Genomic DNA, 23,527 nt, shown 5'->3' with positions numbered 1-23,527 from the left:
TATGTGTCAGATTGGACGTCTATGGAAATATAGATAACGGGGCCAGCGGGGCCTGGGGAGCGCAAAATCATGGATCGAAAAGACGCTATGTGGGCGTGGAGCAGGACGTTTACCGCCGCCGCCTACCTAACAATTGCGGGCGCGATGTTGATGAGCGCCGCAGCCACCGCAGAGACTGTGACGCTGTCACAGCAGGCCTTGCGCGGCTTGGTGTTGCCGAACAAGCCGCCGGTACCGGCCGGTGACCCCATGACGCCCGCCAAGATTTCGCTGGGTAAGGAGCTCTATTTCGACCCTCGGCTCTCCAGCACCGGCACGGTGTCTTGCAATTCCTGTCACAATGTTATGGGTACCGGCACCGACAATCGGAAATTCTCGCAAGGGGTGAATGGACGTCTCGATACTTCGCGCAGTACGCCCACGGTGTTCAACGCGGCCTTTCTCTCGGTTCAATTCTGGGATGGGCGTGCGGCCTCGCTCGAGGCGCAGGCGAAGGCGCCGATCTTGAACCCCAAAGAGATGGGCATGCCGAATGGCCAAGCGGTCGCTGCGCGGATCGATGCCATCGGCGGTTATCGTCGGCAGTTCAAGCGCGTCTTCGGCGGCCCGCGCCCCGTGTCCTTCGATCACATCGCCCAGGCGGTCGCCACCTATGAACGAACCCTGGTCACCCCCGACAGTCCGTTCGATCGCTATGCAAAAGGCGACCGTAACGCCATAAGTCCGGAGGCGCGCAAGGGCTTCGTCGACGTGCAGGAGCTGGGCTGCACCGCGTGCCATAGCGGGCCCATGTTCAATGGGCCTAAGACGCCGATGGGGCAGGGGTTCTTTATGAAATTCCCCATCTATACGAATAACAAATACGTCGCTGAGTATCACCTCATGGCTCATTTGGGCCGCTATAAGGTCACACATAAGGCCGCCGACAAGCACATGTGGATCGTGCAATCGTGGCGCGATGTGGCGCTTAGAGCACCTTATTTCAATAATGGCTCGGTGGATACCTTGTCGCAGGCGGTCCGTGTCATGGCCCGGGTGCAACTCGACAAAAAGCTCACGGTGCCCCAGGTCCACGAGATCGTCGCCTTTCTCGATACCCTGACTGGTCGCCCTCCCCGGCAGACCATGCCGCGGTTGCCGGTTACCTTGAACGCCGCGCTGCCTTTGAATCGTGAGTAGCGGCAGGCGATGAGCGACGGTCCCGGGGGGCGGCCCTTTTGCTATGAAGCCGGCGCCCCTCCACTTTGCCTGCCGGCTGCGCCCAAGGTCTCGGCGCGGATCGTGTACTGACCGTCGCCCCGAGCGTCACGGTCGTGCCGCGCCCCCCGAACGACGCTGTCGAGGCCTTAAGCTCCCCATGAGCGGCGCCGGCACCGGGCTTTGGGTGGGCGGCCCAAGAGGCGCCCCTGAGCGTAGCGGGAGGCGGCGCGCCTGCTCCAGCACGTTCCATGGGGGTATCCAAGGTCTCAGCCCCCCGTGACCCCCGTTTGTCGGGTGCATGACAGGCCCCGTGCCCGCGCTCGCGAGCCCTTTGCCCGTAAACCATACTCCTTGTACGGTTTTCTTGTAGGCCGCTGCCTTCTATACTGCGGAGGATAAGGACGATTGTAGGCCCGTGGCGCAGGGTTTGGGTTTCGCAAAAATACGCCACAGGGTTACGATCGCTCCCCAATATGCATAGTCGGCAAACGAACAGGGGGGTGCGGACGGGATTCCGCACAGTTGCCACGCGGGTCTGCAGCAGTGCGGACAGATAAAGACCGCAGGCAGGGTATCCGGATCCGGGGGCTTGAGTGATGGAATTGAAGCGACGCGAGCGACCGATCATTCTCGTGGCGGCCTTACTGGTTGTCGGTGTGGGCTTGGTCGCAGGGTTCGCGGTCTTTTCCATCATGCGCACAAATGTCGATGTGGCTCTTCGCCGCAATCTCGTTTCGCAGCTCGACTTGCGCGTCCAGTGGGCGGCACGGGACCTTCATAATGCTGGCCTGCGGGTGCGCGTGGTGGCGAGTCGCCCTTTCCTCGCCGACCTGCTTGTCACGACCGGCAAGCCCCGGGTGGCCGCGCGTAAGGCCGCCGAGCAGGGGCTGCGCTCCTTCCTTGCATTCCGGCTTTTGGGGGTCGCACTCTATACCAATGCGGGGAAGGTCTTCGCCGCCGCCGGCCATTTCATGGCGCATCCTGCGGTCGAACTCCCGGTGAGTGGGGCGCTCGGGACCACCCTCTTGTGGAACAACGTGCATGGTTTCGTGCTGCGCACGGCCTTGCCTGTCTATCGGCGGCATGCGGTCGTCGGCTGGGCGGTGGGCGATGTGCCCCTGCCCATACTCGATAAGGTGCTGTTCGAAGTCCAACCCCTGCAGCGGGGTGCCAACGTGGCTTTGTGTGGGCAATCCGGCGCCTACATGAGTTGCTTCCCGGACACCTTGTCTCCCCACCGCACGAAGCATGACATGGCACGGACCTATGGGGGGAAGCTCCTGCCCATGGGTTTGGCCCTGGCCGGTCGGACCGGCTTTATAGTGACCCACAATTATCTTGGCTCGCAGGTGGCGGCAGCTTTTCGCCCCGTGGACCACACCGGGCTTGGGATGGTGCTGACCGTGAATACGGCGACGCTCTACGCCCCCGTGTACCGACAGCTCTCGTTGGTCTTGCCTTTGCTTATCGCCGTACTGGTAGTAGCGCTTGCGCTTCTGCGCTGGCGTCTGGCGCCGCTTGTGCGGGCGCTCGTGGCCTCGGAACGTACAGCGCGGGAGGCTCATGCGCAACTGAAGGATACAGAGGCCTACATTCAGGCGATCTTGAGTAGTGTCGAGGAAGGCCTCGCTACGATCTCCGAGTCTGGCATCATCGAGACCTTCAATCCCGCCATGGCGCGCCTTTTTGGTTATGCTGTCGAGGAGGCGATTGGCCATAACGTGGCACTGCTCATGCCGGAGCCGCATCGTAGCCATCACGACGACTATTTGCGGCACTATCGGGAGACGGGCGAGGCGCGGGTGATCGGCAGCGGGCGAGAGCTCGTGGGACGGCGCAAGGATGGTACCGAGTTCGCGATCGATCTGCGGGTCTCCGAGTTTACCTTAGGCGGCACGCGCCGTTTCATAGGCACCGTGCGCGACGCCACCGGACGCCGGGAGGCGGAACGCCGGTTGGAGCATGTCGCTACCCATGATGCCTTGACGGATCTCCCGAGCCGCGCCTTGATCCAGGTTCGCGTCGACCAGCTCATACGCCGCGCCGAACGCAGCGGTCAGCTGTTTGCGGTCATGTTCATCGATCTCGACGGCTTCAAGGGTGTCAACGACTCGCTCGGCCACGATGTCGGCGACCGCCTCTTACAGCAGGTAGCCCAACGTCTCCGCGGGACTCTGCGGGTCGAGGATACGGTGGGGCGGCTCGGGGGCGACGAATTCGTCGTGCTGGCCCCTGCGCTTGTGACGCCCATGGATGCGGCGCTCATCGCCGACAAACTCGTGCGCGCCCTGTCGGAGCCCTATCCCGTGGACGGGCACGTGCTCTACACCACCGCCAGCATGGGGGTCGCGCTTTATCCGCAAGATGGTCGTGACGTCGACACCCTTTTGAAAAATAGCGATACGGCGATGTACCGTGCGAAGCGGTCAGGGGGCCGCCAATTTCACTGTTTCGGTGACGGGCTGGACGGCGCCACCGTCGATCATGTGCATATCGCGGCGGACCTGCATAGGGCCTTGAGCGCGGACGAGCTCGTCCTCTATTACCGGCCTGTGCGCCAAAGCGGCGATGAGGCCGTCGTTGTGATGGAGACCGCTCTCAAGTGGCATAACGCTGAGCGTGGCATTTTGGAGGCCGAAGAATTCTTGCCGATCGCCACAGAGGCGGGGCTCGCCTTATCGCTGGCCGAGTGGACCCTGCGCCAGGTCGGTCGCGGACTCTCACGCTGGCGGGATCGCGATCTTATGAGGCCGCCTGTGCTGATTAGGTTAGGCGCCGAGCCGTTCCGCGACGCGCGCCTGCGCGAATCTTTCCGCGCGATCATGGTCGACCTGGGCATGGCCCCAAGTGCCGTGATCGTGGCGATCGGCGAGGACGATTTCATGGATGATCCCAAGACGGGTCTCGAGGCGCTTGATGAATGGCGACGTCAAGGCCTGGAGGTCGCACTCTGCGAGTATGGGGGCGGTTATTCCAGCCTACCGTACCTGAAGAGTTTCGCGCCGCGCTTCGTCCGGCTGGACCCGTCGTTCACCCTCGACAACGTGGCGGATCACGAAAGCGTAGAGACTTTGGTGGCGGTCACGACCACCTTGCACGCGCTTGGGGCTACGGTGACTGCCGCCCAAGTCGGAACGGTCGAACAGCGCGAGGCCATGCGGTACGCGGGATGTGACCGCTACGCGGGCAACCTGGCGGGCCCGCTCCTGCGCGCGGATGGGTGCGAGGGCTCTCTGGCCAAACATCCCCCGGTCTCCCGATGATAGTCGGGAGACCGGCTGTGCGTGTTGCGGCGATGGGCCGGGGAGCGGCGCTTTGGGCGCGGTCAGAGACGCGTTAGTGCCGAAAGGGCGTCGCGGATGGTGTCGGGGATGGAGGACAGCCCGGTATCGCGAGGTCGACCGGGATCACGCGACTCACCGACCCCACAGTGGCGGAATTGGCAGAGTAGACGCCGCATCCCCACGCGTAATCGTCCAGCGCCACGACGCGCTTTGGGTTTGGTACCGCTTCATAGGCTGCGCCCAGGGGCTCCACCATGGCGCGCGACCGGGCCTGTGACGAGCAGAATGTCTGCGTGCCTGGGGCTTGCGACCAGCCGCACCCCGAGGATCCCCAGATTATAGACGGCGTTCTTGAGGGCCTGGATCTCGAAGTCGCAGCCGTTGCGCGATCCTGTGTCGACATGCCGTACGGCAAGCGCCCGCCCAAGTGCCGCGGCGAGCGGCTGGCGGCGTCGCTTGGCGCATCGGTCATGCGGCTCGAGGACGTGCAGCCGCGACTGGCGTCGTTTTGCGCGACCACACCGCCCAGCCCTCCGCCTAGGACCGCTCGCACAAGGCGCGCGGTCCTAGGCCGGGCCTAGTTTAGGTGGGCTGATCCAAGGGCGTCGCCTCGCCTAAGCGCTCCTTACGTCGTGCCATACGCTTGTCCCTGGCGTCGGCCCGCTCGGGTATGGTGTTTTCGCCGAAGAGCGCCTGCTTTAGGAACCGGAACGCGAAGCGCATGAGCGCGACATCGTCTTGCCGGAGCTGTTCGCGCTCCGCTGGGGCGACCTCGTAGACCTCGTCGAAGGAGGGCGTGTTCATGAATTCCCGGAAACCGTCCAGGTCGTAGCTCGCGAGAAAGAAGAGCTGCAGGCTGCGGTCGGACGGCTTGCCTATTGTCGGTCCGCACGAGCGTTTCTTCAAGATGACTTGGCGCCACTCGCGATTCAGTTCGTCGTAGGTGTCGACCCCCTGGCTTTGCCGATAGGTCCGCACGGTCTGGACCTGGGGCTCGTAATGCCCGAGACAGTGATCTTCCTTGACGACGAAATAGGAGTCCTCGTCGATCGGCGAATCCTTTTTGCGCATCGACATGAGCCCGAGCGCGTAATAGCGGCAGGCGGTTGGCCGGTCCTCGTAGACACCACAGCCCTCCTCGGTCAGGAAGGGACACTGCGTCGATTCGTCTTTCGTCCGTAATTTCAGACCCGGCACCCCGTGCCCATCCATTTCGAAGGGTACGGTGTGACCAAAAAGAAATTCGCGGGCACTCACGCCGAGCCGTGTTTTTAAGCGCAGGATGTCGTAGGGCGTGAGCTGGATATCGATGCTTTGACAGCATTTATTGAAGCAGCCGATGCCTTTGTGACAGGCGAACTGGAACGTGTCGTCCAACTCGAGCTTGACCGGCGTGACGGGGCTTTGGGGGAGCGTGTCAGAGGAGTCTTGGTTCATGGGTTCCTCGTCTGGGTGCGGGATAGGGCGGAAAAAAAAGGGGGTCCCGCGGGACCCCCTCATTCTACCTCTTTTAAAGCCTTGCGTAACGCGCTTAGGCCGCGGTTGGCTTGGCTACGAGGTCGACATGGGGACGCTTGAACACGTTCCACTTCTTGGTCTTGCGGTCATAGGTCGAGTTCACGAAGCACTTCCAGTTCACTTCGTCGACTAAGTTGAAGTCCATCCGGTAGTAGAAGCCTGGGTAACGCGACTCCTCGCGGAACTGGATGTGCTTCATGTGCGCCTCGGCCGCCAGCACGCGGTGGTAGTTCTCCCACGCGCGAAGCAGCTCATGCAGATCCTTGGCGCGCATTTTCAGCGCATCTTCCTTCAACATCTCGAGTTTCTCTTCCGCCACGGCGAGCATCTTGGCGTTGGTTTGGTACCAGGTAGCAACGCCCGCCACATACTCGTCCATGATCTTCTGCAAGCGGAACTGCAGCATCCTGGGCGTGATGTAGTGCGGGTTGATGTCGATGGCCGTCGTGTAGTCCTTATGCTCGAGGAAGGTCCGCACCGGCCGATAGATTTCCTCGACCAAGTCGTTGACCGGGGTGTCAAGCTCCGGGACCCAGCTCTTGTTGTCGAGCGCGAACTTCACCATGCCCTTGGCGGCAATGCGCCCTTCGGCATGGGATCCCGAGGAGAACTTGTGGCCCGAGGCGCCGACGCCGTCCCCAGCAGTGAAGAGCCCCTTGATCGTGGTCATGGAGCGATAGCCCCAATGCCAGTCATCGGGAGCGCCCAGATCCTCGGGGCCGGAGACCCAGATGCCCGAGCAGCCGGAATGCGAGCCGAGCAGGTAGGGCTCGGTCGGCATGAGTTCGGAGGGCTTCTTCTCGGGCTCGATGTTCTCGCCCGCCCATACCCCGGCCTGGCCGATGCACATGTCGAGGAAGTCTTCCCAGGCCTCCGCCTCGAGGTGTTTGATCTCCTTCGGCGTCATGGTCTCAGCAAGCTTGGCAAGCGCCGTCGGCGTGTCCATATAGATTGGGCCGCGGCCTTCTTTCATCTCGTGGAGCATGAGATGGTTGCGCAGGCAGCTCGCCGGCACATGGGCCAAGCCGTAAGGAGGATACTGCTTCAGCATCTCCTTGTTACGTTCCATGTAGACCTCGCCGAAGGCGTTGACGGCCTTCGCCTTGAAGAGCAGGAACCAGGCACCTACCGGCCCATAGCCGTCCTTGAAGCGGGCGGGCACGAAACGGTTCTCCATCATGGTGAGCTCGGCGCCGGCCTCGGCGGCCATCGCATAGGTCGAGCCCGCGTTCCAGACTGGATACCAGGCGCGGCCCGTGCCTTCGCCGACGGAGCGCGGACGGAAGATGTTGACCGCGCCGCCTGCGACCAGCAGACAGGCCTTGAACTTGTAGACATAGACCTTGTGGTCGCGGACGCTGAAGCCTACCGCACCCGCGACACGCTTGGGATCGTTCTTGTCGTTCACGAGCTTGACGATGAAGACGCGCTCTTGGATGTTGTCCATCCCGAGGGCCTTTTTGGCGGCTTCGGCGACGATTACCTTATAGGATTCGCCGTTGATCATGATCTGCCACTTACCGGAGCGCACCGGCTTGCCGCCATCTTTCAACGGCTTGTCTTCATCGCCTGGCTGCTTCCAGATCGGCAGGCCCCACTCCTCGAACAGATGAACCGAGTCGTCGACGTGGCGGCCGACGTCATACGCCAGGTCGTCACGGGTGATGCCCATAAGGTCGTTCGCCACCATGCGCGCGTAATCCGCCGGATCTTGGCCGCCCATGTAGGTGTTGATGGCGGACAGGCCCTGGGCCACGGCGCCGGAGCGGTCCATGGCGGCTTTGTCGACCAACTTAACCTTGAGCCCAGTGCCTTCGGTCCAGCGCATGATCTCGTAGGCCGCGCCACAGGCCGCCATACCGCCGCCGATAAGAAGGATATCGACGGTCTCCTCGACAACCTGCGGATTACCAAATGTAGCTTCTGTTGACATGTTCCACCCTAATTGAGAGACCCCGGCCCGGGATCACGGCCCGTACCGCCGGGTGTCGTTTCAAAACCGCGTCGCCTTACTTGGCGCGGATCAGCTGACTACGGTCGCACGGATACGACTTTTCTTCGGTGAAGAGCGCCATCTCCGTGAGCTTGGAAAGGTCCGCCTTGGGCTTGTTGCCGTAGGGGTTGATCGATCCTTCCGGTGTGGTGCGGATCGGGAATTTGAAGCGCTTCATGTTGCCGTTACGGAATTTGATCGTCCACATGATCGAATCCGTTCCCCGCAGCGGTTGGACAGAGCCGCCCATGGGCACCACGTCGGCGTAGGCGCGCGCCTCAATCGCGTTCTGCGGGCAGATCTTCACGCACGAGTAGCATTCCCAGCACTGCTCGGGTTCCTGGTTGAAGGCCTTCATGGCATGGCCCGTCTTGGAGCCGTCTTTATCGAGCAACATGAGGTCGTGGGGGCAGATGTACATGCATGCGGTCTTGTCTTGACCCTTGCAGCCATCGCATTTATCAGTGCGAACAAACGTTGGCATGGTTCACTCCGCTTTTGAAAGAAATGAAAGACGTGTCCAAAGAAGGGGCCAGGCTCAGCCTCATTTCGCTGAATGGCCGCTCAGCTTGACCTCTACCTTTTCATCGTCTTTAAGGTTGGCGTAATACTCTCGCAGGATGGCCAGGACCTCGGGCCGACTGAATTCCGCCGGGACGTCCTGTCCTTCCGACAAGGCTTTACGCAGTTTCGTGCCTGACAGAAGCAGGCGGTCTTTCTCATCGTGCGGGCAGGTCCGGGTCGAGGCCATGCTGCCGCACTTGTAGCACCAGAAGGTCCAGTCGATCTTCAGGGGCTTGGTTTCGAGCGCGCCCGCCGGGATTTCGTCGAATATCTTGTGGGCGTCAAAGGGTCCGTAGTAGTCGCCGACACCCGCATGGTCGCGTCCGACTATGAGATGGGAGCAGCCGTAGTTTTGCCGAAACAGGGCATGCAACAACGCCTCGCGGGGTCCGGCGTAGCGCATATCGAGAGGATAGCCGGATTGCACGACCGTGTCCTTGACGAATGCGACTTCAATGAGCTTTGCGATCGCATTCGATCGCACCTCGGCCGGTATGTCACCGGGCTTCAGCTTACCGAGGAGGGAGTGGATCATGACCCCGTCGCATATTTCGACGGCGATCTTGGCTAGGTATTCGTGGGAGCGGTGCATGGGGTTGCGGGTTTGGAAGGCAGCGACGGTGGACCAGCCTTTACTCTCGAAGAGTGCGCGGGTCTCGGCCGGCGTCATATACGTTCCCGCGTATTTCGTCGGGAAGTCCCCTTGTGAGAGGACTTTGACCGGGCCTGCGATGTTCACGGCCGCCTGTTCCATGACCATTTTGACGCCAGGGTGCGCGAGATCGGTGGTCTTGAATACGCTCTGGCACTCGTGGGCCTTGTCGATGGTGTACTTCTCGGTCACCTTCATGGTGGCCATGATCTCGTGCGTCTCGCTGTCTAGCAGCGCCACCTCGGATCCGACCTTCAGTTTTGCGGCGGTGGCCTCGTCTGTCGATAGGGTGATCGGGATGGGCCAGAACACGCCCGTCGAGAGGCGCATGTCGTCACAGACGCCGCGCCAATCGGCCTGGCCCATAAACCCATCCAAGGGTGTGAATCCGCCGATCCCGAGCATGATCACGTCCCCGGTCTCGCGCGATGTCATGGGCACGGTAGGGAGGCCTTTGGCCCGTTCCTTTTCGGCGGTTGCCGCCGCTCCCGTCAGGAGGAGAGGTTTCAGTGCCGCGCTGCCGTGAGGTCTCACCAATCTCGACATGAACGATTTTCCTCGGGTTATTAGGACGGATGCCGGGCGTGCCCGGCTGGCGAGACTCTATAACCTTACGCTTTGTAAAACTAATTAGGATTTACGCCAAACCGATAAAGCCCCTTTATAAAAGCAAAAACTAAATGACTAATGTCAATAATTCGGGGCGTGTGCGACTCGGTACTATGGGATGCCCATGGGATATTGGCAAGGCGCGCCTGACAGGCGTCGGATGGGGCCGCATGTCATTGAGGAGGCTCGACCACTGGGAAGGTCCAACCGCTGCTCGCGGCGCAACCCCCCTTTGACACCGTGCGGGTCGTCAGGGAGTGCGCCCGCGCGGGACGCGGACGCCTCCGACATTGTTGTGGGAATACAACGCATTCAATGGCATCGATGGCGGCCTAGGGGGAATGCGGGTGGCCTTGTGGGTCTAGGGCGCCACGCAGTTTTGTGATGTCGGCTACGACGATATGCAGGGCCTCGGCACGCCAAAGGGCGAGCGTGTGGTCGCGCGGGACACGGGTCGCGCGCAGCGCGCTCAGTGTGGCCTGCCAGTGTCGCAGGCGCCGTTGGGCGGTACGCCGTGCGAGGGGCGATGGCCGGCGGGCGGCTCGGGCAGGGGTGGTCGGACGCGTCCGGCGCGGGGCCGGTAGGGGTTGGAGGACAATCCAGCCGCCACGACAATTCGGCTGAGGTCGGTCGGCGTAGGACCAGTGTCCATTGGCGGAGCGGCACTTGAAGATGGCGGCGGCCGCGTAGGGCAGCTGCGCGCATCCCGCGAGCAGGACCAGAGCAAGCACAGACGCGGCGCGGGAGGGGCACGGCATGAGTTACAATAGAGACGCGCATACCCGAGAAGTCAATGGTCGAGCATCCTCTCCTGTTGTTGGGCGTGGCCTTTGTGGCCAACGGCTTCGCCGCCACCGCCGGGGGCGGCGTGGGCCTGATCCAACTGCCCTTGCTGCTTTTTCTGGGTCTCCCTTACCCCCAGGCCCTGGCTACCCACAAGGTCGCGAGCGTCGCCTTAGGCGTGGGGGCCGGGACGCGTTATTGGCGGAGCGGTGTCCTGGACAAGCGCTTCGTCCTTCTGATCCTGGCCGCCGGCCTCCCCGGCGTTTTTCTCGGGGCGCTTGGGGTGCTGGCCATCCCGAGCACCGTTATACGGGTGGTGCTGGGGCTGCTGACGGCAGGGCTCGGTCTCTATTCGCTGCGCCGCCGTGAGCTCGGGCAGGTCACGGTAGCGCGCCATCGGGATAGGCGCGGCCTGGTTCTCGGCGGGGCCGGTCTCTTCGTCATTGGCCTTTTGAACGGCTCGGTAACCTCGGGGACCGGGCTCTTTTGTACCCTATGGTTGGTGCGGTGGTTCGGGTTCGACTACAAGTCAGCGGTGGCCTACACCCTGGCCCTGGTGGGTCTTGCCTGGAACGCGAGCGGTGCCGCCACCCTGGGCTCGTTTGGCGAGATCCGTTGGTCATGGTTGCCGTGGCTGCTCGCGGGGGCCTTGAGCGGGAGCTATGTCGGCGCCCACATCGCGGTCGGGTCCTCCAACCGGTGGATCAAGCGTGCCTTCGAAATCCTGACGATCGGGGTCGGTATTCGTTTGTTGGTGTAGGCGCACCCGTCATGATCAGGTGGAGCCTTTGGGTTCGTCTGTCACGCCATAACGGGCCCGGTAGTCGGCGATCGCCGGGCGGTATTGGGCGAGGGTGTCGTGCCGATCCAGGTAGGCGAGCAGTCCCGAGAGTCGCCCGAGGCTTATCACCGGGATCTGGTAGCGCGCCATCACCTCGGAGGCCGCTGAGTGCTCGGTGGCCCCACGCTCCTCACGATCGAGGGCGATCACGACGCCCGCCATGACCGCCCCGGCCTCGGCGATGATGCGCGCGGACTCGCCGACCGAGGTCCCAGCGGATATGACGTCGTCTATGACGAGGACCCGACCGCGCAGGGGTGCGCCCACCGTGATACCACCCTCGCCATGGTCCTTGGTCTCCTTACGATTGAAGCTGTAGGGGGTATCGTGGCCGTATTCGAGGGCAAGCCCCATGGCGAGCGCCACCGCGAGCGGTATGCCCTTGTAGGCGGGCCCAAATACCATGTCGAAGCCTAGACCCGCGGCCCCGATGGCGCGCGCGTACAGGCGCCCCAGTTCCGTTATTGCGCGCCCGGAGGCGAAGGCCGCGGCGTTGAAGAAGTAGGGGCTCTGACGGCCTGATTTCAAAGTGAAATCCCCGAAACGCAGCGCGCCGCAGGAGACTGCGAGATCGAAAAACGCGTTTTGGGCGTCGCTCAAGAGTGGGGTCCTCCGATGCCAGGGTTGAAGGGGAGCATGCCCGCAAGCCGCCCGTCCCGCGGGTTGAAGGCGAGCATGACGCTCGAATAGGTCCCGCGTAAGGGCACGAAGACGCTTTTCGTCTGCCGCGGATGGTCCGCGCGAAAACGCGCCAGCAAGCGGGCCGCGATTGGGTTTTTGCGCGCGATCGCCACCAGCGGGTAGCCCTGGGTCAGCATTTTCTTGCGTTCACTCGCTGTGTAGGGCCGGTAGCGCCAACCGCGCAGGAAAATCGGCGGCTCGCCCTGCAACGTCCGTATCTCCACGCCGAGCATGGCCTTTTTGCTGTGCGGAAGTTGCACATAGACGTAGGCGGGTCTATCCGGCAGGCGCCGCAGGAGCGCGCGGCCCTTGGGCCCTATGAGCGCGATATGGGCCTGGTCCAGGGCATGGAAGGCGCCCTGTGAGTAGACGACCATCTGGATGCGGCGCACGTAGAGGAGGTGAGTACAAAACCCGAATGCAACGATTTGCGCGAAGGCCACCAGTGCCAGGTCCATGCGCAGGTTCTTCTTACCGGAGCGGAACACGACCAGGGTGAGCAGTGGCCCGAGCACGAGGCTTGCGCCCGCCAAGAGCGCGAAGGCCTGCCATCCTCCATCGGCCGTGAGCAAGGGGTGCGGATACCAAAAGGTCCGAACCACCGCAAAAACGGCGCCCAGCGCTATGACCGTGATCGCAAGGTGTAGGGATGCGGCTTTTATGCGTGACATGTCGGTATCCTCAAGGGGCCGCCCGGCCTTACCGGGCCGCCCGGCTACTATAGGTCATAGTCGATTATGAGCGGCGCATGATCGCTGAAGCGCTGTTCTTTATAGACACGGACATCGCGGGCCCGCGCGCCGAGGGCCGGGGTCGCGATCTGGTAGTCGATGCGCCACCCGACGTTCTTGGCATAGGCCTGCCCACGGTTGCTCCACCACGTATAGCATGCTTCTTGGTCGGATGGGCGCAGATGGCGATGGACATCCACGAAGCGAAGTTCCGTGAAGACCCGGGTGAGCCACGCGCGTTCTTCGGGCAAAAAGCCGCTGTTCTTGCGATTACCGCGCCAGTTCTTCAGGTCGATCTCCTGATGCGCGATATTGAAGTCTCCACAGAGCACAACCTCGCGACCACACTGGGCGAGTGCCGCCAGCCGCGGGAAGAAGTGGTCCATGAAGGCGAATTTAGCGGCCTGGCGCTCGGGCCCGCTCGATCCCGATGGCAGATACACAGACACGACGGACAAGGATCCGAATACCAGCTCGAGATAGCGCCCTTCCTCATCGATGTCGGGACGTCCGACCCCGACCACGACCTCGTCCGGGGTCTTTTTCGTATAGATGCCGACCCCACTGTAGCCGCGTTTACTGGCGCAATGGAAGTAGCCCTTGTAGCCTGCGGGCGCGCGCATTTCCGGCGTCATATCCGCCTCCTGGGCCTTCAGTTCCTGCAAGCACACGACATCAGCATCCTGTGCCGAGAGCCAGGCAAGAAGGCCCTTGGTGTAGGCCGAGCGGATGCCGTTCAGATTGACCGTCACGATCCGAAACACGGCGGCTAGGGGTCCCTGCGTCCGGCCTGGCGGCTCTTTGATGCGGTCTTCATGCGGCGGGCTCTCCGGTTCTGGTGTTCATGGTGGCCAGCATGCGTCCGGCCGCCGGCAAGAAGAAGTAGGCGGGGAACGCGAGCAGGAAGGTCAGCAGGAAGTAGGGTGCGTAGCCGAGGTCTTGCGCCCCGAAGCCGCTCGCAAAACCGGCCAGGCGCAGGCTGATGGCGAAGAGTGAGGACAGCAGGGCGTATTCCGTGGCGGCGCGCTCCTTGCGCACGATCGCCATCAGGAAGGCCAGGAAGGCCGCCGTGCCGAGGCCGGCTGCGAACGATTCAAGAGCGCTTACCGAGTAGAGCAGTATCTGGTGAGTCATGGGGATCGTCGCCGTCGTGCTCGCGCGCGGCAGCAGGCGCGCGCAGAGCGCGTAGCCGAGGTTGGGGAGCACCTGGACGAGGCCGAGCGCCCATAGGGCTCTATAGATCCCGATGCGGTCTGTGATGTAGCCGCCGGCGAGCCCCCCGAGGATGGACAGGCCTATCCCGGCTATGACCGAGACGGCCCCGATCTGCGCGGCACTGAAGCCGCGGTCGACCCAAAACGGCTTGATCATGAAGCCGATGGCGCTGTCGCCCAGCTTGTAGAGGACGATGAAGGCAAATACGGCGGCGATCCCGGGACGGGCCGTCATTTCCAGCAGGGCCCCAAAGAGCGGGCCGTCGGAGGCCTGCGGGACGCCCGGATGGCGCCGCCAGAGGCTTGGCGCCCAGACCAACACGGCGACTACGATGGCATAGACGAACAGATGGGGGATGCTGCGCGACCAATGTAAGGTGTCGTTGATAAGCCACAGGGCGCCCAGGAGCAGGGCCAGCACCAGGGCGAGCGCCTTAGGGCGGCGACTCAAGGAGGCGAGTTCCTCTCCCAGGGATTGCCGGTCGACGGTCGGGCGTACCCGCTCCTTGGGGGCGCGCAGACAGACCAGTCCGTCCACCACCAGCAAGACGGCGGCAAGGAGATAGGCATAGCGCCAACCGACATAGGTGCTTGCGATCAGTACGAGGCCCGCGGCCAGCATGCCGGCGCGGTAGAAGCCGATGCGCAGGCCGTTACCTATACCCATCTCTTCGACCTCAAGCAGTTCGAGGCTGTAGCCGTCTATGGCGATGTCGTTGGTCGAGGAGAACACCGTGAAAAACCCGATGGCCACCAGTGCCTCGGGTCCCGCCCCGCGATCCCAGGCGAGGTGCGCCAAGGTGAGCGCCATGAGCAGGTCTGCGCCGAGCATCCACAAGCGATGGTGGCGGAAGTGGTCGATGGCGGGTGCCCAGAGGAATTTGAGGGTCCAGGGGAGCCCAAGGAGGCTTATGACGCCGATCTCTGAGAGTGGCGCATGGGCTTCGCGGAACGCGACCGGAAAGACGTCGCTGAAGAGCCCAAATGGCAGGCCCTCGGCCACATACAAGACGGCAATCCAGAAGAGCCGCGCGCGGACGTCGCGCCGCTTAAGGTAGTCGCGCACGCCGAAACCTGTAGAGGGCGATTTCACCTAGGGTGTTGGGAAAGAGTCGCAAAGCGAGGCGCCGCCTGTGGGCGTGGTCGACCACCTGCGACTCGAGGATCTCTATCTCCTCGCGCTTGCAGAGCCGCTCGAAATCGCGCAGCGTGCAGAGGTGGATGTTTGGTGTGCTGTACCACTCGTGCGGGAGGGCCGCTGACACGGGCATGCGGCCAAGGGCGCCGAGTTGCCAGCGGGCGCGCCAGTGGCCGAAGTTGGGGAAGGTGACAATGCCCTCGGTACCCACGCGCAGCATCTCCCGCAGCAGGCGGTCGGGATAGCGCACCGCCTGAAGGGTGAGCGACAGCACCACGAAATCGAACGAGCGCTCGTCGAACTCGGACAGGCCCGCGTCGAGGTCGGTTTGAATGACATTGACGCCACGCCGGATGCACTCACTGACATGGGCGTCGTCGATCTCGAGCCCATAGCCACTCGCCCCCTTGCTTTGGGCGAGATAGGCGAGCAGGGAGCCGTCGCCGCAACCTAGATCCAGGACGCGGCTTTGCGGTTTTATCCAGTCGCCGATGATACGAAAGTCGAGACGTACCGGACTCATGTGGCGAGGCCCATGGACACGCGATCCATATAGGACCGGAGGATCTCGACGTAGCGCGGTATCGGCATCAGGAAGGCGTCGTGGCCATGGGCGGCCTTGATCTCTGCATAACTTACGTTGAGATCGTTGTCGTGAAGGGCCTTGACGATCTCGCGGGACCGCGCCGGGGCGAATCGCCAGTCGCTTGTGAAGGCCAGCACCAGGGTGTCGGCCTTCACGGGTGCAAGCGCGGCCGCGAGACGCCCTTCCGTGTTGCCCGCCGGGTCGAAATAATCGAGGGCCTTGGTCATGAGCAGGTAGGTGTTCGCGTCGAAGTGCCCCACGAAGCTGTCGGCTTGATAGCGCAGGTAGCTTTCGACCTCGAAGGCCACCTGGTAGTCGAAGTTGATCTTGCCCCCCCGCAGATCGCGCCCAAATTTCTCGCGCATGATGTCATCGGAGAGATAGGTGATGTGTCCGAGCATGCGCGCTATGCGCAAGCCCCGGCGGGGCTCCGTGCCATGGTCATAGAACCGCCCGTCATGAAAGTCGGGATCGGTCAGTATCGCTTGCCGGGCCACCTCGTTAAAGGCGATGTTTTGGGCCGTGAGCTTAGGCGCGGCGGCGATGATGATGGCGTGCGCCACGCGCCCGGGGTAGTCGATCGCCCACTGCAGGGCCTGCATGCCCCCGAGGCTGCCCCCCACGACCGCCGCCCACCGACGAATCCCAAGCCGATCGGCGAGCCGCGCTTGGCTTTCGACCCAGTCGCGAACCGTCACCATGGGAAAATCTGGGCCGAAGGCGCGACCGGTCGCCGGGTTGATCGATGCCGGGCCCGTCGAGCCAAAACAGCTGCCGAGGTTGTTGCAGGCCACGACGAAGAAGCGCTGGGTGTCGAGGCTTTTGCCGGGGCCAACGTGGTGTTCCCACCAACCCGCCCTTTTGTCGTCTTCGCTATGGTAACCGGCGACGTGATGGCTGCCGCTCAAGGCATGGCAGACGAGCACGGCATTACTCGCCTCGGCGTTCAGCGTCCCGTAGGTCTCGTAAACGAGTTCATAATTCGCCAGGACGCCGCCGCTTGCGAGCGCCAGCGGCTCCGGAAATCGCAAGCGGGCTGGGGTCACCAGTCCCACGGAATCTGGGGGAATGGGCTTCACGAATCCACGGGATCACGCAAAGCCCGCAGTGTACTGGCTCAAGGATGGGGTCGCAATGGCCTAATGGTGGTGGTCCCCGTCGCCGTGGTCATGACCGCAGCACCCATGGTCATGCTCGGCCTCGTCTGCCACCTCGCGGCGTACCTGGTCCATGTCGACTTCGCGGACCTGCCCTATGACGTCTTCCAGGGCCTGCTTGGGAAGGCTGCCGGGCTGGGCGAACAGAATAATCTGGTCACGGAAGATCATGAGGGTCGGGATGGAGCGGACCTGGAAATGGGCGGCAAGCTCGGTCTCGGCCTCAGTGTTGATCTTGACGAAGACGATGTCCTTGTGTCGGTCCGAGGCCTCCTCGAAGATGGGCCCGAAGGCCCGGCACGGAGCGCACCAAGGTGCCCAGAAATCGACAATGACGAACGCGTTCTCGTCGATCAGTTGCTCGAAATTTGCCTTGGTTGCCTCAATCGTGGCCATAATACCTCCCCTGGGTGAGTAGCCATCATACAACAAGCAAGAGGTTTCGGACCCGCGTCGCGCGGGAAACGAACGGCATATCGCTTGCGAGGGCAGGGGCGCCTGGGGAGGTGGGGTGTGTATCCGAGATTTCTATACGAGGTCTTGCCTGTTTTCTATACGGTGGCCGGGTGGCTGTGCGCGGAGTTTCTGCCGCCGCCTCTGGCCTGGCTCCCGGCCGGCGCTTTTTTGGGTGCGGCGCTCCTCGTGATCATTCAGCGCTGGTACTACCGCAGGCAGCTGAACGATTCAGGATAGGGCGCCCTCAAAGACCGGCACCCGCGAGCCATAGGCGCGCGCGTAGGCCCGCTGCGGTCGTGTAGCCGGCCACGACGAAGCGGATGGTGCCGCGTGGTCCGAGAATAAAAGCCATCGGCAGGACGCGCGCACCGTAACGCCGGGCCACGCGGCCTTCGGGATCGAAGACGACAGGCGTCCGCCAGTGATGGCGCTTGGCAAAGGCCCGGATCGCCGAGGCCTTGGATTGGGTTGCCACGACCACGACCGTCGCGCGGCGGGCAACCGCCTGCACCGCTCCTTGATCTGCGCGGCAGATGGGACACCAGTCTGCGAAGAAATCGACCAGGACAGGTCTCCCGACCCCCAGGCGCGGTGTGCGTCCGTTCAGGGATGCCTCCGGCAGGGCAGGGGCGCGCCCCTCGGAGGCGCCGCGTGTGAGGTAGGCGTTGCCGACCAGGATGAGGGCGGCCGCCACGAGCAACTCAAGCGCGAGGGCTACGATCCGCTTCCTCATGGGGCGCGGAAGGCCCCGGTATCGATGCCGGGGCGGGATGGTGCCTGGTTCTGCTTCTCCTGGGCTGGTCGGCGAGCTTTAGCCTGATTACCTACAACGTGCAGCGCGGCGGCCCGCGTCTTGATGTGAGAGGGCAAGCGGTTGATCGCGGGACGGGCAGGGCGCGCCTGGGGGAAGGCCGTAAGTCCTGTGTGGCTATAAGGCGGCATGGCCAGTCTCTGTGAAGCAGGAACCGAAGCTGTGAGGCCAGGAACCCCCCTTTTTTTGTGGGGGGCCGTCGTCATGTCAGGAGCACGCGACCGAGGTGGTGGAGCGGGTGCACGACGAGTATGGCAACGAGCTCGAGCCCTATCACCACGAGCACGGGCGAAAGGTCTATCCCCGAGATCAGGGGCAACAGGCGCCGGGCCGGGCGCATGAATGGTTCGGTCAGATGCGCGGCGAGGTCTGTGAAGGGATGATCGCCATACGGGCTGACCCAGCTCATGAGTACCCGCACGAAAACTGCGCCGATCAGGACATAGAGGATGAGCTGGATCAGATCGGCGAAGCTCAGGATCAGGATGCCTGCGAACCGAGGGGTTTGATCGCCGAGGAGCGTCATTAAGGTGATGCGCACGGCCTCGAGCATGATCAGCAGCACAGCCGATGCGAAATCAATCCCATAGAAGCCCGGTATCAGTCGCCGTAGCGGCATGAGCGGGCCGTTGGTCACGCGCACGATGAACTGGCTGAAGGGGTTGTAGAAGTCGGCATGGGTGAGCTGCAGCAGGAAACGCAGCAACACCAAGAGGATATACATCCCAAACAGGGTGTCGACTAGAAAGGCCAGGGCCTGGCTCAGGTAGCTCATGCAGCCCCCAGCTGTTCGCCGAGTGCCCGTGAGCGGTCGCAGGCTGCCTGTATGGCGCGCGCGAACATCTCCATGAAGCCGTCGTCGAGTAGGCGCTTGATGGCCTGCTCGGTGGTACCTCCGGGCGAGGTCACCCGTGCACGCAGCAGAGCGGCATCCCCTGGGGCGCCCTGCACCATGCGCGCGGCACCCGCCGCGGTCCCCGCCGCCAGGGCGGCGCAGAGCTCGTGGGGGAGGCCGGCCCTGACACCGGCTGCGGTGAGCGCCTCGATCAACAGGAAGAGGTAGGCAGGCCCGCTGCCGGAGACCGCCGTGGCCGCGTCCATGAGCTCCTCATCTGCCACCCAGAACACCTCGGATACGGCGGCGAGCACGGCTGTCGCCGCATCCCGCTGCGCCTTGGTCACGCGATCGTTTGCCCAGAGGACGCTTACGCCGGCGTTGATCAAGGCCGGCGTGTTGGGCATGGCGCGGACGGCGGCGACCCCGCCCCCAAGCCAACGGTCTATATCGGCTGTGCGCACGCCTGCCGCCACCGAGATTATCAGCGGCTGCCGGCGCTGGACCGCCGGCGCGATCGCCAGGCAGAGCGCCCGCAGTCCCTGGGGTTTGACCGCGAGCACGAGGAGGTCGGCATCCGCCACCAGGGCGTCGTTGTCGGCGTGGACGGTAAGCCCCATCTCTTGAATTGTCTGCCGTTTGTCGGAATGTGGATCGGACACCGCAAGCCGCCCCGGCGCCACTTTGGCCCTGAGCCCCGATGCCAGCGCAAGGCCCATATTGCCCGCGCCTATGATACCTATTGAGAGGTTGTGCATGAGCTCAGTGTAAGGGGACTCGTCGTCCAGGAAAAGCCCGCCTTGTCTCTGCGTTTCTGCCCGTTATACTTCAAAGATATTCTCCATCCTGGTGGCTTACGACTCATGGATATCGCGGAACTCCTGGCCTTCGCCTACAAACAGAACGCGTCGGATTTGCATCTTTCGGCCGGACTGCCGCCCCTTATCCGCGTCGATGGAGACGTCAGGCGCATCAACGTAGACCCTTTGGATGAGCGCGCCGTGCACAATATGGTCTACGATATCATGAACGACAAGCAGCAAAAGGAGTACGAGGAACGGCTCGAATGTGATTTCTCGTTCGAGCTGCCGAACCTTGCGCGCTTTCGCGTCAATGCCTTCAATCAGAACCGCGGCCCAGGCGCGGTGTTCCGGACCATCCCGTCCAAGGTGCTCACCCTCGAGCAATTGAATGCGCCCGGAATCTTCAAGCAGATCGCCGATCAGCCGCGCGGTATCGTCCTCGTGACCGGGCCCACGGGATCGGGCAAGTCGACCACGCTCGCGGCTATGATAGACCACGTCAACGAGAGCCGACGCGAACACATCCTGACGATCGAGGACCCGATCGAGTTCGTGCATACGAGCAAGAACTGCCTTATTAATCAGCGCGAGGTCCATCGCGACACGCTTGGTTTCGAAAACGCCTTGCGTTCGGCGCTGCGTGAAGATCCGGATGTGATCCTGGTGGGTGAATTGCGCGATCTGGAGACCATCCGCCTGGCGCTCACCGCGGCTGAGACCGGTCACCTCGTGTTCGCCACCTTGCACACGAGTTCCGCCGCCAAGACCATAGATCGCGTGGTCGATGTGTTCCCGGCCGCCGAGAAGGAGATGGTGCGCTCGATGCTGTCGGAATCCTTGCGCGCCGTAATCTCGCAGACGCTTCTGAAAAAGGTCGGCGGCGGCCGCGTGGCTGCCCACGAGATCATGATCGGCACGCCGGCGATTCGTAACCTCATACGCGAAAACAAGATCGCGCAGATGTATTCGGCGATTCAAACGAGCCAGTCCGTGGGTATGCAGACCCTCGATCAGTGCCTCATGGAGATGGTGCGCTCGCGCCAGGTGTCGGTCGAGGAGGCGCGCGGCAAGGCGGCCAACAAGGACTCGTTCGCGAATAACAACGCGGCGCCCGCCGCCGCGCGGAGGTAGGATGGGCTTCCTTGATCTCCTACGGCTTATGGTCGAGAAGCGGGCCTCGGACCTGTATATCACAGCCGGGGTCGCGCCGAGTTTGCGTGTGGATGGAAGTCTCACACCCGTGACGCGCCAGCCGCTGACCGCCGAGCAGGCCCGTCAGTTCGTTTACAGCATCATGAATGAGGAGCAGCGCACCGAGTTCGAGGAAACGAACGAATGCAATTTCGCGATCAGTCCGCAAGGTGTGGGGCGGTTTCGCGTCAACGTCTTTCGTCAGCAGCAGCGGGTGGGGATGGTGTTGCGCAAGATCGAGACCCGCATCCCGCACTTCGAGGAATTGAATCTCCCGGCGGTACTTAAGGATATTGCCCTCACCAAGCGCGGACTTGTGATCTTCGTCGGCGCCACGGGCTCCGGTAAGTCCACGTCGCTTGCTGCCATGGTGGGGTACCGCAACGAATATTCGAGCGGCCATATCATTACGATTGAGGATCCGATCGAGTTTGTGCATGAGCACAAGAGCTGCATCATCACGCAGCGGGAGGTGGGGGTCGACACGGACTCGTTCGATACCGCGCTGAAGAACACCCTGCGGCAGGCGCCCGATGTGATCCTCATAGGCGAGGTGCGGTCCCGCGAGACGATGGACTACGCGATCGCGTTCGCCGAGACCGGCCACTTATGTCTCACCACGCTGCACGCCAATAGCGCGAATCAGGCGCTCGATCGCATCATCAACTTTTTCCCGGAAGACCGGCGCAGCCAACTGCTGATGGACCTTTCCTTGAACCTGAAGGCCGTGGTTTCGCAGCGCCTCATACCGCGGAAGGATAGCAAGGGGCGGGTCGCGGCGGTCGAGATCATGATCAACACCCCCTTGATCGCGGACCTCATCCTGAAAGGCGAGGTCCACGGCATCAAGGAGCTTATGGCCAAGTCTGAGGAGGCGGGCATGCAGACCTTCGATCAGGCCCTGTTCGGCCTGTTCGAGGCGGGCCTTATAGGTTACGAGGAGGCCATGCTCAATGCCGATTCACAAAACGACCTCAGGCTGCGCATCAAACTGAGCAGCAAGAGCGCAAAAGAGGGCGGGCTCGGCGACTCTCTGCGCAATATGACCTACTAGCGGGACGCATCCGTCGCGCTGCATTTGCGCGTCATAGCTGGTAAAATGCCGCCGTGCCGATCCCCCTCCTCCATTGCGAAAGGTGCGCGTGCTCCGCGGCAGGCGCGTTCGTGTCGTCGTGAACCGCGACCGGCCCATAGGGGTATTCGATTCGGGTATCGGCGGGCTTACGGTCGCGCACGCCTTGATGTCGGCCCTCCCCAATGAGCGCATCGTGTATTTCGGGGACACCGCCCGACTTCCCTACGGAACAAAATCGCCAGAGACGGTCGCGGGTTACGCCGCGCAGATCACGGACTTTCTACTGAAGCGCGACGTCAAGATGCTGGTCGTCGCCTGCAATACCATGGCGGCGGTCGCCCTCCCGGTCGTGACGAACCTGTCCCCGGTCCCGGTAGTCGACGTGCTCGACGCCGGCGCGCGGGCCGCCGCCGCCTCGAGCCGCTCGCGGCGCATAGGCGTGCTCGCGACCCTCACCACGGTCAACTCAGGGGCCTACGAGCGCGCGATCGGTGTGCACGCTCCCGATGCGCGTGTCGTGTCCCAGGCCTGCCCTTTGTTTGCGCCGCTCGTGGAGGAGGGCTGGCTCGACCATCCCGTCACGGAGCTTACCGCCCGGGAATACCTGCGGCCGGTGCTTGCTCAGGGGGTCGATACCCTGGTGCTTGGCTGTACGCATTATCCGTTGCTGAAGCCCCTGCTCGCGCGGCTCGCGGGCCCCGCGACCATGCTCGTCGATTCGGCGGAGACCACGGCCTTGCGTGTCGCGGAGCTGCTCACAGCCCAGGATCTTCGGCGCGAGACCTCCGAGGAGCCCGCGCACGAATACTATGTGACGGACCTTCCGCAGCGGTTTCGGGCCGTGGGCGCGCTGTGCCTCGGCCGGCCGCTTCCGGAGGTTCACCTGGTGCACTGGTAGCGCGATGGCGAGCGCGCCCCTATTGCGTCTTGCGCAATGGTACTGGCCCGGCCGATCGCCGTTGCCTGACGCCTGTTGGGTTGTCGCGACGACGGACAATGCGCAGGCCGCCCATGGGCTTTTGAGCGCCCTGCAAGAGGCGCAGGCCGGCCCGCTTGCGCTCTTAGTCCTGGACGAAGGCGACTATGAAGGGCCCTTACCGTGGGCGCGCCTGCCCATGCTGAGCGCTTCCCGCATCCTCTCCCGATTGCAGCCCCGTTGCCTCCTTTGTCTCGACGATGAGCCGCGGGCGCGGGCTTTGGCGGCTGCGGCCTCCTGTCCGGTCATCTGGGTCAACGCACAGTCAGCCGACCTCTTGTCGCTCGGGACCGTGGTGGTGGCGAGCGAGGTCGTGGCGTCGCGCATCGGCGGGGGCGTCGTGATGGGCGATCCGTGCGTCGACTGGTCGGTCTGGCCCCCGGCCGATCCGGGCGAGCCGGATTTTTGCGCGCGTTTCCGGCCCATGCG

General features: G+C 63.1%; 24 protein-coding genes and 1 pseudogene. 9 read left to right on the top strand and 16 right to left on the bottom strand.

Translation table 11 applies throughout. The annotated features are described in order from the left end of the window. Positions 1-69 precede the first annotated feature (69 nt). Both ACYCTF_RS11015 and ACYCTF_RS11010 read left to right on the top strand, forming a co-directional pair. The gene (locus tag ACYCTF_RS11015; protein WP_461284064.1) at positions 70-1,179 is read left to right on the top strand and encodes a cytochrome-c peroxidase; all 1,110 of its coding nucleotides are present in this window, start codon (positions 70-72) and stop codon (positions 1,177-1,179) included. Between the two features lie 617 nt (positions 1,180-1,796). Beyond that, positions 1,797-4,463, top strand: a complete 2,667-nt coding sequence (locus tag ACYCTF_RS11010; protein WP_461284869.1) for a putative bifunctional diguanylate cyclase/phosphodiesterase — start codon at positions 1,797-1,799, stop codon at positions 4,461-4,463. A gap of 73 nt (positions 4,464-4,536) precedes the next feature. Here ACYCTF_RS11010 and ACYCTF_RS11005 read toward each other — a convergent pair whose 3' ends face one another. Further along, positions 4,537-4,740 (bottom strand): NADH-quinone oxidoreductase subunit B family protein, encoded by a 204-nt coding sequence (locus tag ACYCTF_RS11005; RefSeq protein WP_461284065.1) that lies wholly within the window; start codon positions 4,738-4,740, stop codon positions 4,537-4,539. Here ACYCTF_RS11005 and ACYCTF_RS11000 point away from each other — a divergent pair. Continuing rightward, positions 4,739-5,065 (top strand): hypothetical protein, encoded by a 327-nt coding sequence (locus ACYCTF_RS11000; protein WP_461284066.1) that lies wholly within the window; start codon positions 4,739-4,741, stop codon positions 5,063-5,065. The two genes, ACYCTF_RS11005 and ACYCTF_RS11000, sit on opposite strands and share 2 nt — an antisense overlap. Before the next feature lies 1 nt (position 5,066). Here the strand turns inward: ACYCTF_RS11000 and ACYCTF_RS10995 are convergent, their stop codons facing one another. From ACYCTF_RS10995 to ACYCTF_RS10975, 5 genes are all read right to left on the bottom strand, one after another. Further along, positions 5,067-5,921 carry a YkgJ family cysteine cluster protein gene (locus ACYCTF_RS10995; protein ID WP_461284067.1) on the bottom strand — a complete coding sequence of 285 codons (855 nt, stop codon included), beginning with the start codon at positions 5,919-5,921 and terminating at the stop codon, positions 5,067-5,069. Positions 5,922-6,015: 94 nt separating this feature from the next. Beyond that, positions 6,016-7,935 (bottom strand): adenylyl-sulfate reductase subunit alpha, encoded by a 1,920-nt coding sequence (gene aprA / locus ACYCTF_RS10990; RefSeq protein WP_461284068.1) that lies wholly within the window; start codon positions 7,933-7,935, stop codon positions 6,016-6,018. Between the two features lie 76 nt (positions 7,936-8,011). Continuing rightward, complete coding sequence (aprB, locus tag ACYCTF_RS10985; protein ID WP_461284069.1) at positions 8,012-8,479, bottom strand: adenylyl-sulfate reductase subunit beta; 468 nt, start codon at positions 8,477-8,479, stop codon at positions 8,012-8,014. Between the two features lie 60 nt (positions 8,480-8,539). Next, on the bottom strand, positions 8,540-9,757 hold the full coding sequence (sat, locus tag ACYCTF_RS10980) for a sulfate adenylyltransferase (protein WP_461284070.1): 1,218 nt from the start codon (positions 9,755-9,757) through the stop codon (positions 8,540-8,542). Positions 9,758-10,152: 395 nt separating this feature from the next. Next, entirely contained in the window at positions 10,153-10,551 is a 399-nt protein-coding gene (locus tag ACYCTF_RS10975; protein ID WP_461284071.1) for a hypothetical protein, read from the bottom strand. 62 nt (positions 10,552-10,613) lie between these two features. Between ACYCTF_RS10975 and ACYCTF_RS10970 the strand changes: the two genes are divergently transcribed. Next, entirely contained in the window at positions 10,614-11,363 is a 750-nt protein-coding gene (locus ACYCTF_RS10970) for a sulfite exporter TauE/SafE family protein (protein ID WP_461284072.1), read from the top strand. A gap of 15 nt (positions 11,364-11,378) precedes the next feature. Here ACYCTF_RS10970 and pyrE read toward each other — a convergent pair whose 3' ends face one another. The 7 genes from pyrE to trxA are packed head-to-tail and all read right to left on the bottom strand — an operon-like array spanning position 11,379 to position 17,347. Beyond that, complete coding sequence (gene pyrE / locus ACYCTF_RS10965; RefSeq protein ID WP_461284073.1) at positions 11,379-12,044, bottom strand: orotate phosphoribosyltransferase; 666 nt, start codon at positions 12,042-12,044, stop codon at positions 11,379-11,381. Continuing rightward, positions 12,041-12,796, bottom strand: a complete 756-nt coding sequence (locus tag ACYCTF_RS10960) for a hypothetical protein (RefSeq protein ID WP_461284074.1) — start codon at positions 12,794-12,796, stop codon at positions 12,041-12,043. The genes pyrE and ACYCTF_RS10960 overlap by 4 nt, the downstream gene beginning before the upstream one ends. 47 nt (positions 12,797-12,843) lie before the next feature. Continuing rightward, complete coding sequence (locus tag ACYCTF_RS10955) at positions 12,844-13,620, bottom strand: exodeoxyribonuclease III (protein ID WP_461284075.1); 777 nt, start codon at positions 13,618-13,620, stop codon at positions 12,844-12,846. Between the two features lie 49 nt (positions 13,621-13,669). Next, positions 13,670-15,136, bottom strand: coding sequence for an MFS transporter (locus ACYCTF_RS10950; RefSeq protein ID WP_461284076.1), 1,467 nt, complete (start codon positions 15,134-15,136; stop codon positions 13,670-13,672). Beyond that, the gene (metW, locus tag ACYCTF_RS10945; RefSeq protein ID WP_461284077.1) at positions 15,120-15,731 is read right to left on the bottom strand and encodes a methionine biosynthesis protein MetW; all 612 of its coding nucleotides are present in this window, start codon (positions 15,729-15,731) and stop codon (positions 15,120-15,122) included. Before metW ends, ACYCTF_RS10950 begins: the two co-directional genes overlap by 17 nt. Continuing rightward, positions 15,728-16,873 carry a homoserine O-succinyltransferase MetX gene (gene metX, locus ACYCTF_RS10940; protein WP_461284078.1) on the bottom strand — a complete coding sequence of 382 codons (1,146 nt, stop codon included), beginning with the start codon at positions 16,871-16,873 and terminating at the stop codon, positions 15,728-15,730. Before metX ends, metW begins: the two co-directional genes overlap by 4 nt. Positions 16,874-16,933: 60 nt before the next feature. Then, a complete protein-coding gene (trxA, locus tag ACYCTF_RS10935) occupies positions 16,934-17,347 on the bottom strand; it encodes a thioredoxin (protein ID WP_461284079.1) in 414 nt (137 codons plus the stop codon). Between the two features lie 117 nt (positions 17,348-17,464). On the opposite strand from trxA, the gene ACYCTF_RS10930 reads away from it, so the two are divergent. Next, the gene (locus ACYCTF_RS10930) at positions 17,465-17,644 is read left to right on the top strand and encodes a hypothetical protein (RefSeq protein WP_461284080.1); all 180 of its coding nucleotides are present in this window, start codon (positions 17,465-17,467) and stop codon (positions 17,642-17,644) included. 7 nt (positions 17,645-17,651) lie between these two features. Here the strand turns inward: ACYCTF_RS10930 and ACYCTF_RS10925 are convergent, their stop codons facing one another. The 3 genes from ACYCTF_RS10925 to proC all read right to left on the bottom strand — a co-directional run bounded on the left by ACYCTF_RS10925 (position 17,652) and on the right by proC (position 19,811). After that, positions 17,652-18,140, bottom strand: coding sequence for a redoxin domain-containing protein (locus tag ACYCTF_RS10925; RefSeq protein WP_461284081.1), 489 nt, complete (start codon positions 18,138-18,140; stop codon positions 17,652-17,654). Positions 18,141-18,420: 280 nt separating this feature from the next. Next, entirely contained in the window at positions 18,421-18,993 is a 573-nt protein-coding gene (locus ACYCTF_RS10920; protein ID WP_461284082.1) for a YggT family protein, read from the bottom strand. Next, positions 18,990-19,811, bottom strand: a complete 822-nt coding sequence (gene proC / locus ACYCTF_RS10915; RefSeq protein WP_461284083.1) for a pyrroline-5-carboxylate reductase — start codon at positions 19,809-19,811, stop codon at positions 18,990-18,992. The genes ACYCTF_RS10920 and proC overlap by 4 nt, the downstream gene beginning before the upstream one ends. A gap of 105 nt (positions 19,812-19,916) precedes the next feature. Here proC and ACYCTF_RS10910 point away from each other — a divergent pair, with 105 nt between their 5' ends. The 4 genes and pseudogenes from ACYCTF_RS10910 to ACYCTF_RS10895 all read left to right on the top strand — a co-directional run. Then, positions 19,917-20,987, top strand: coding sequence for a type IV pilus twitching motility protein PilT (locus ACYCTF_RS10910; RefSeq protein ID WP_461284090.1), 1,071 nt, complete (start codon positions 19,917-19,919; stop codon positions 20,985-20,987). A 1-nt stretch (position 20,988) separates the two neighbouring features. Then, positions 20,989-22,101 (top strand): PilT/PilU family type 4a pilus ATPase, encoded by a 1,113-nt coding sequence (locus tag ACYCTF_RS10905; protein WP_461284084.1) that lies wholly within the window; start codon positions 20,989-20,991, stop codon positions 22,099-22,101. 118 nt (positions 22,102-22,219) lie between these two features. Further along, positions 22,220-23,020 carry a glutamate racemase gene (murI, locus tag ACYCTF_RS10900; protein ID WP_461284085.1) on the top strand — a complete coding sequence of 267 codons (801 nt, stop codon included), beginning with the start codon at positions 22,220-22,222 and terminating at the stop codon, positions 23,018-23,020. Positions 23,021-23,081: 61 nt separating this feature from the next. Beyond that, positions 23,082-23,527: pseudogene (locus ACYCTF_RS10895) on the top strand (hypothetical protein); the annotation flags it as partial.

The sequence above is a fragment of the Acidiferrobacter sp. genome (assembly GCF_054609335.1).
The sequence above is the reverse complement of the archived record's forward strand: the minus strand, read 5'-3'. Positions and strand labels throughout refer to the sequence as shown.

Excerpts from the sequence above, each read along its gene's own strand:
- ACYCTF_RS11010 (WP_461284869.1), top strand. The coding sequence starts at position 1,797 with ATGGAATTGAAGCGACGCGAGCGACCGATCATTCTCGTGGCGGCCTTA.
- trxA (WP_461284079.1), bottom strand. The coding sequence starts at position 17,347 with ATGGCCACGATTGAGGCAACCAAGGCAAATTTCGAGCAACTGATCGAC.
- ACYCTF_RS10905 (WP_461284084.1), top strand. The coding sequence starts at position 20,989 with ATGGGCTTCCTTGATCTCCTACGGCTTATGGTCGAGAAGCGGGCCTCG.
- aprA (WP_461284068.1), bottom strand. The coding sequence starts at position 7,935 with ATGTCAACAGAAGCTACATTTGGTAATCCGCAGGTTGTCGAGGAGACC.
- proC (WP_461284083.1), bottom strand. The coding sequence starts at position 19,811 with ATGCACAACCTCTCAATAGGTATCATAGGCGCGGGCAATATGGGCCTT.
- ACYCTF_RS10995 (WP_461284067.1), bottom strand. The coding sequence starts at position 5,921 with ATGAACCAAGACTCCTCTGACACGCTCCCCCAAAGCCCCGTCACGCCG.
- ACYCTF_RS10925 (WP_461284081.1), bottom strand. The coding sequence starts at position 18,140 with ATGAGGAAGCGGATCGTAGCCCTCGCGCTTGAGTTGCTCGTGGCGGCC.
- ACYCTF_RS11005 (WP_461284065.1), bottom strand. The coding sequence starts at position 4,740 with ATGGTGGAGCCCCTGGGCGCAGCCTATGAAGCGGTACCAAACCCAAAG.
- metW (WP_461284077.1), bottom strand. The coding sequence starts at position 15,731 with ATGAGTCCGGTACGTCTCGACTTTCGTATCATCGGCGACTGGATAAAA.
- ACYCTF_RS11000 (WP_461284066.1), top strand. The coding sequence starts at position 4,739 with ATGGCGCGCGACCGGGCCTGTGACGAGCAGAATGTCTGCGTGCCTGGG.
- ACYCTF_RS10970 (WP_461284072.1), top strand. The coding sequence starts at position 10,614 with ATGGTCGAGCATCCTCTCCTGTTGTTGGGCGTGGCCTTTGTGGCCAAC.
- ACYCTF_RS11015 (WP_461284064.1), top strand. The coding sequence starts at position 70 with ATGGATCGAAAAGACGCTATGTGGGCGTGGAGCAGGACGTTTACCGCC.
- ACYCTF_RS10960 (WP_461284074.1), bottom strand. The coding sequence starts at position 12,796 with ATGTCACGCATAAAAGCCGCATCCCTACACCTTGCGATCACGGTCATA.
- ACYCTF_RS10910 (WP_461284090.1), top strand. The coding sequence starts at position 19,917 with ATGGATATCGCGGAACTCCTGGCCTTCGCCTACAAACAGAACGCGTCG.
- ACYCTF_RS10920 (WP_461284082.1), bottom strand. The coding sequence starts at position 18,993 with ATGAGCTACCTGAGCCAGGCCCTGGCCTTTCTAGTCGACACCCTGTTT.
- sat (WP_461284070.1), bottom strand. The coding sequence starts at position 9,757 with ATGTCGAGATTGGTGAGACCTCACGGCAGCGCGGCACTGAAACCTCTC.
- aprB (WP_461284069.1), bottom strand. The coding sequence starts at position 8,479 with ATGCCAACGTTTGTTCGCACTGATAAATGCGATGGCTGCAAGGGTCAA.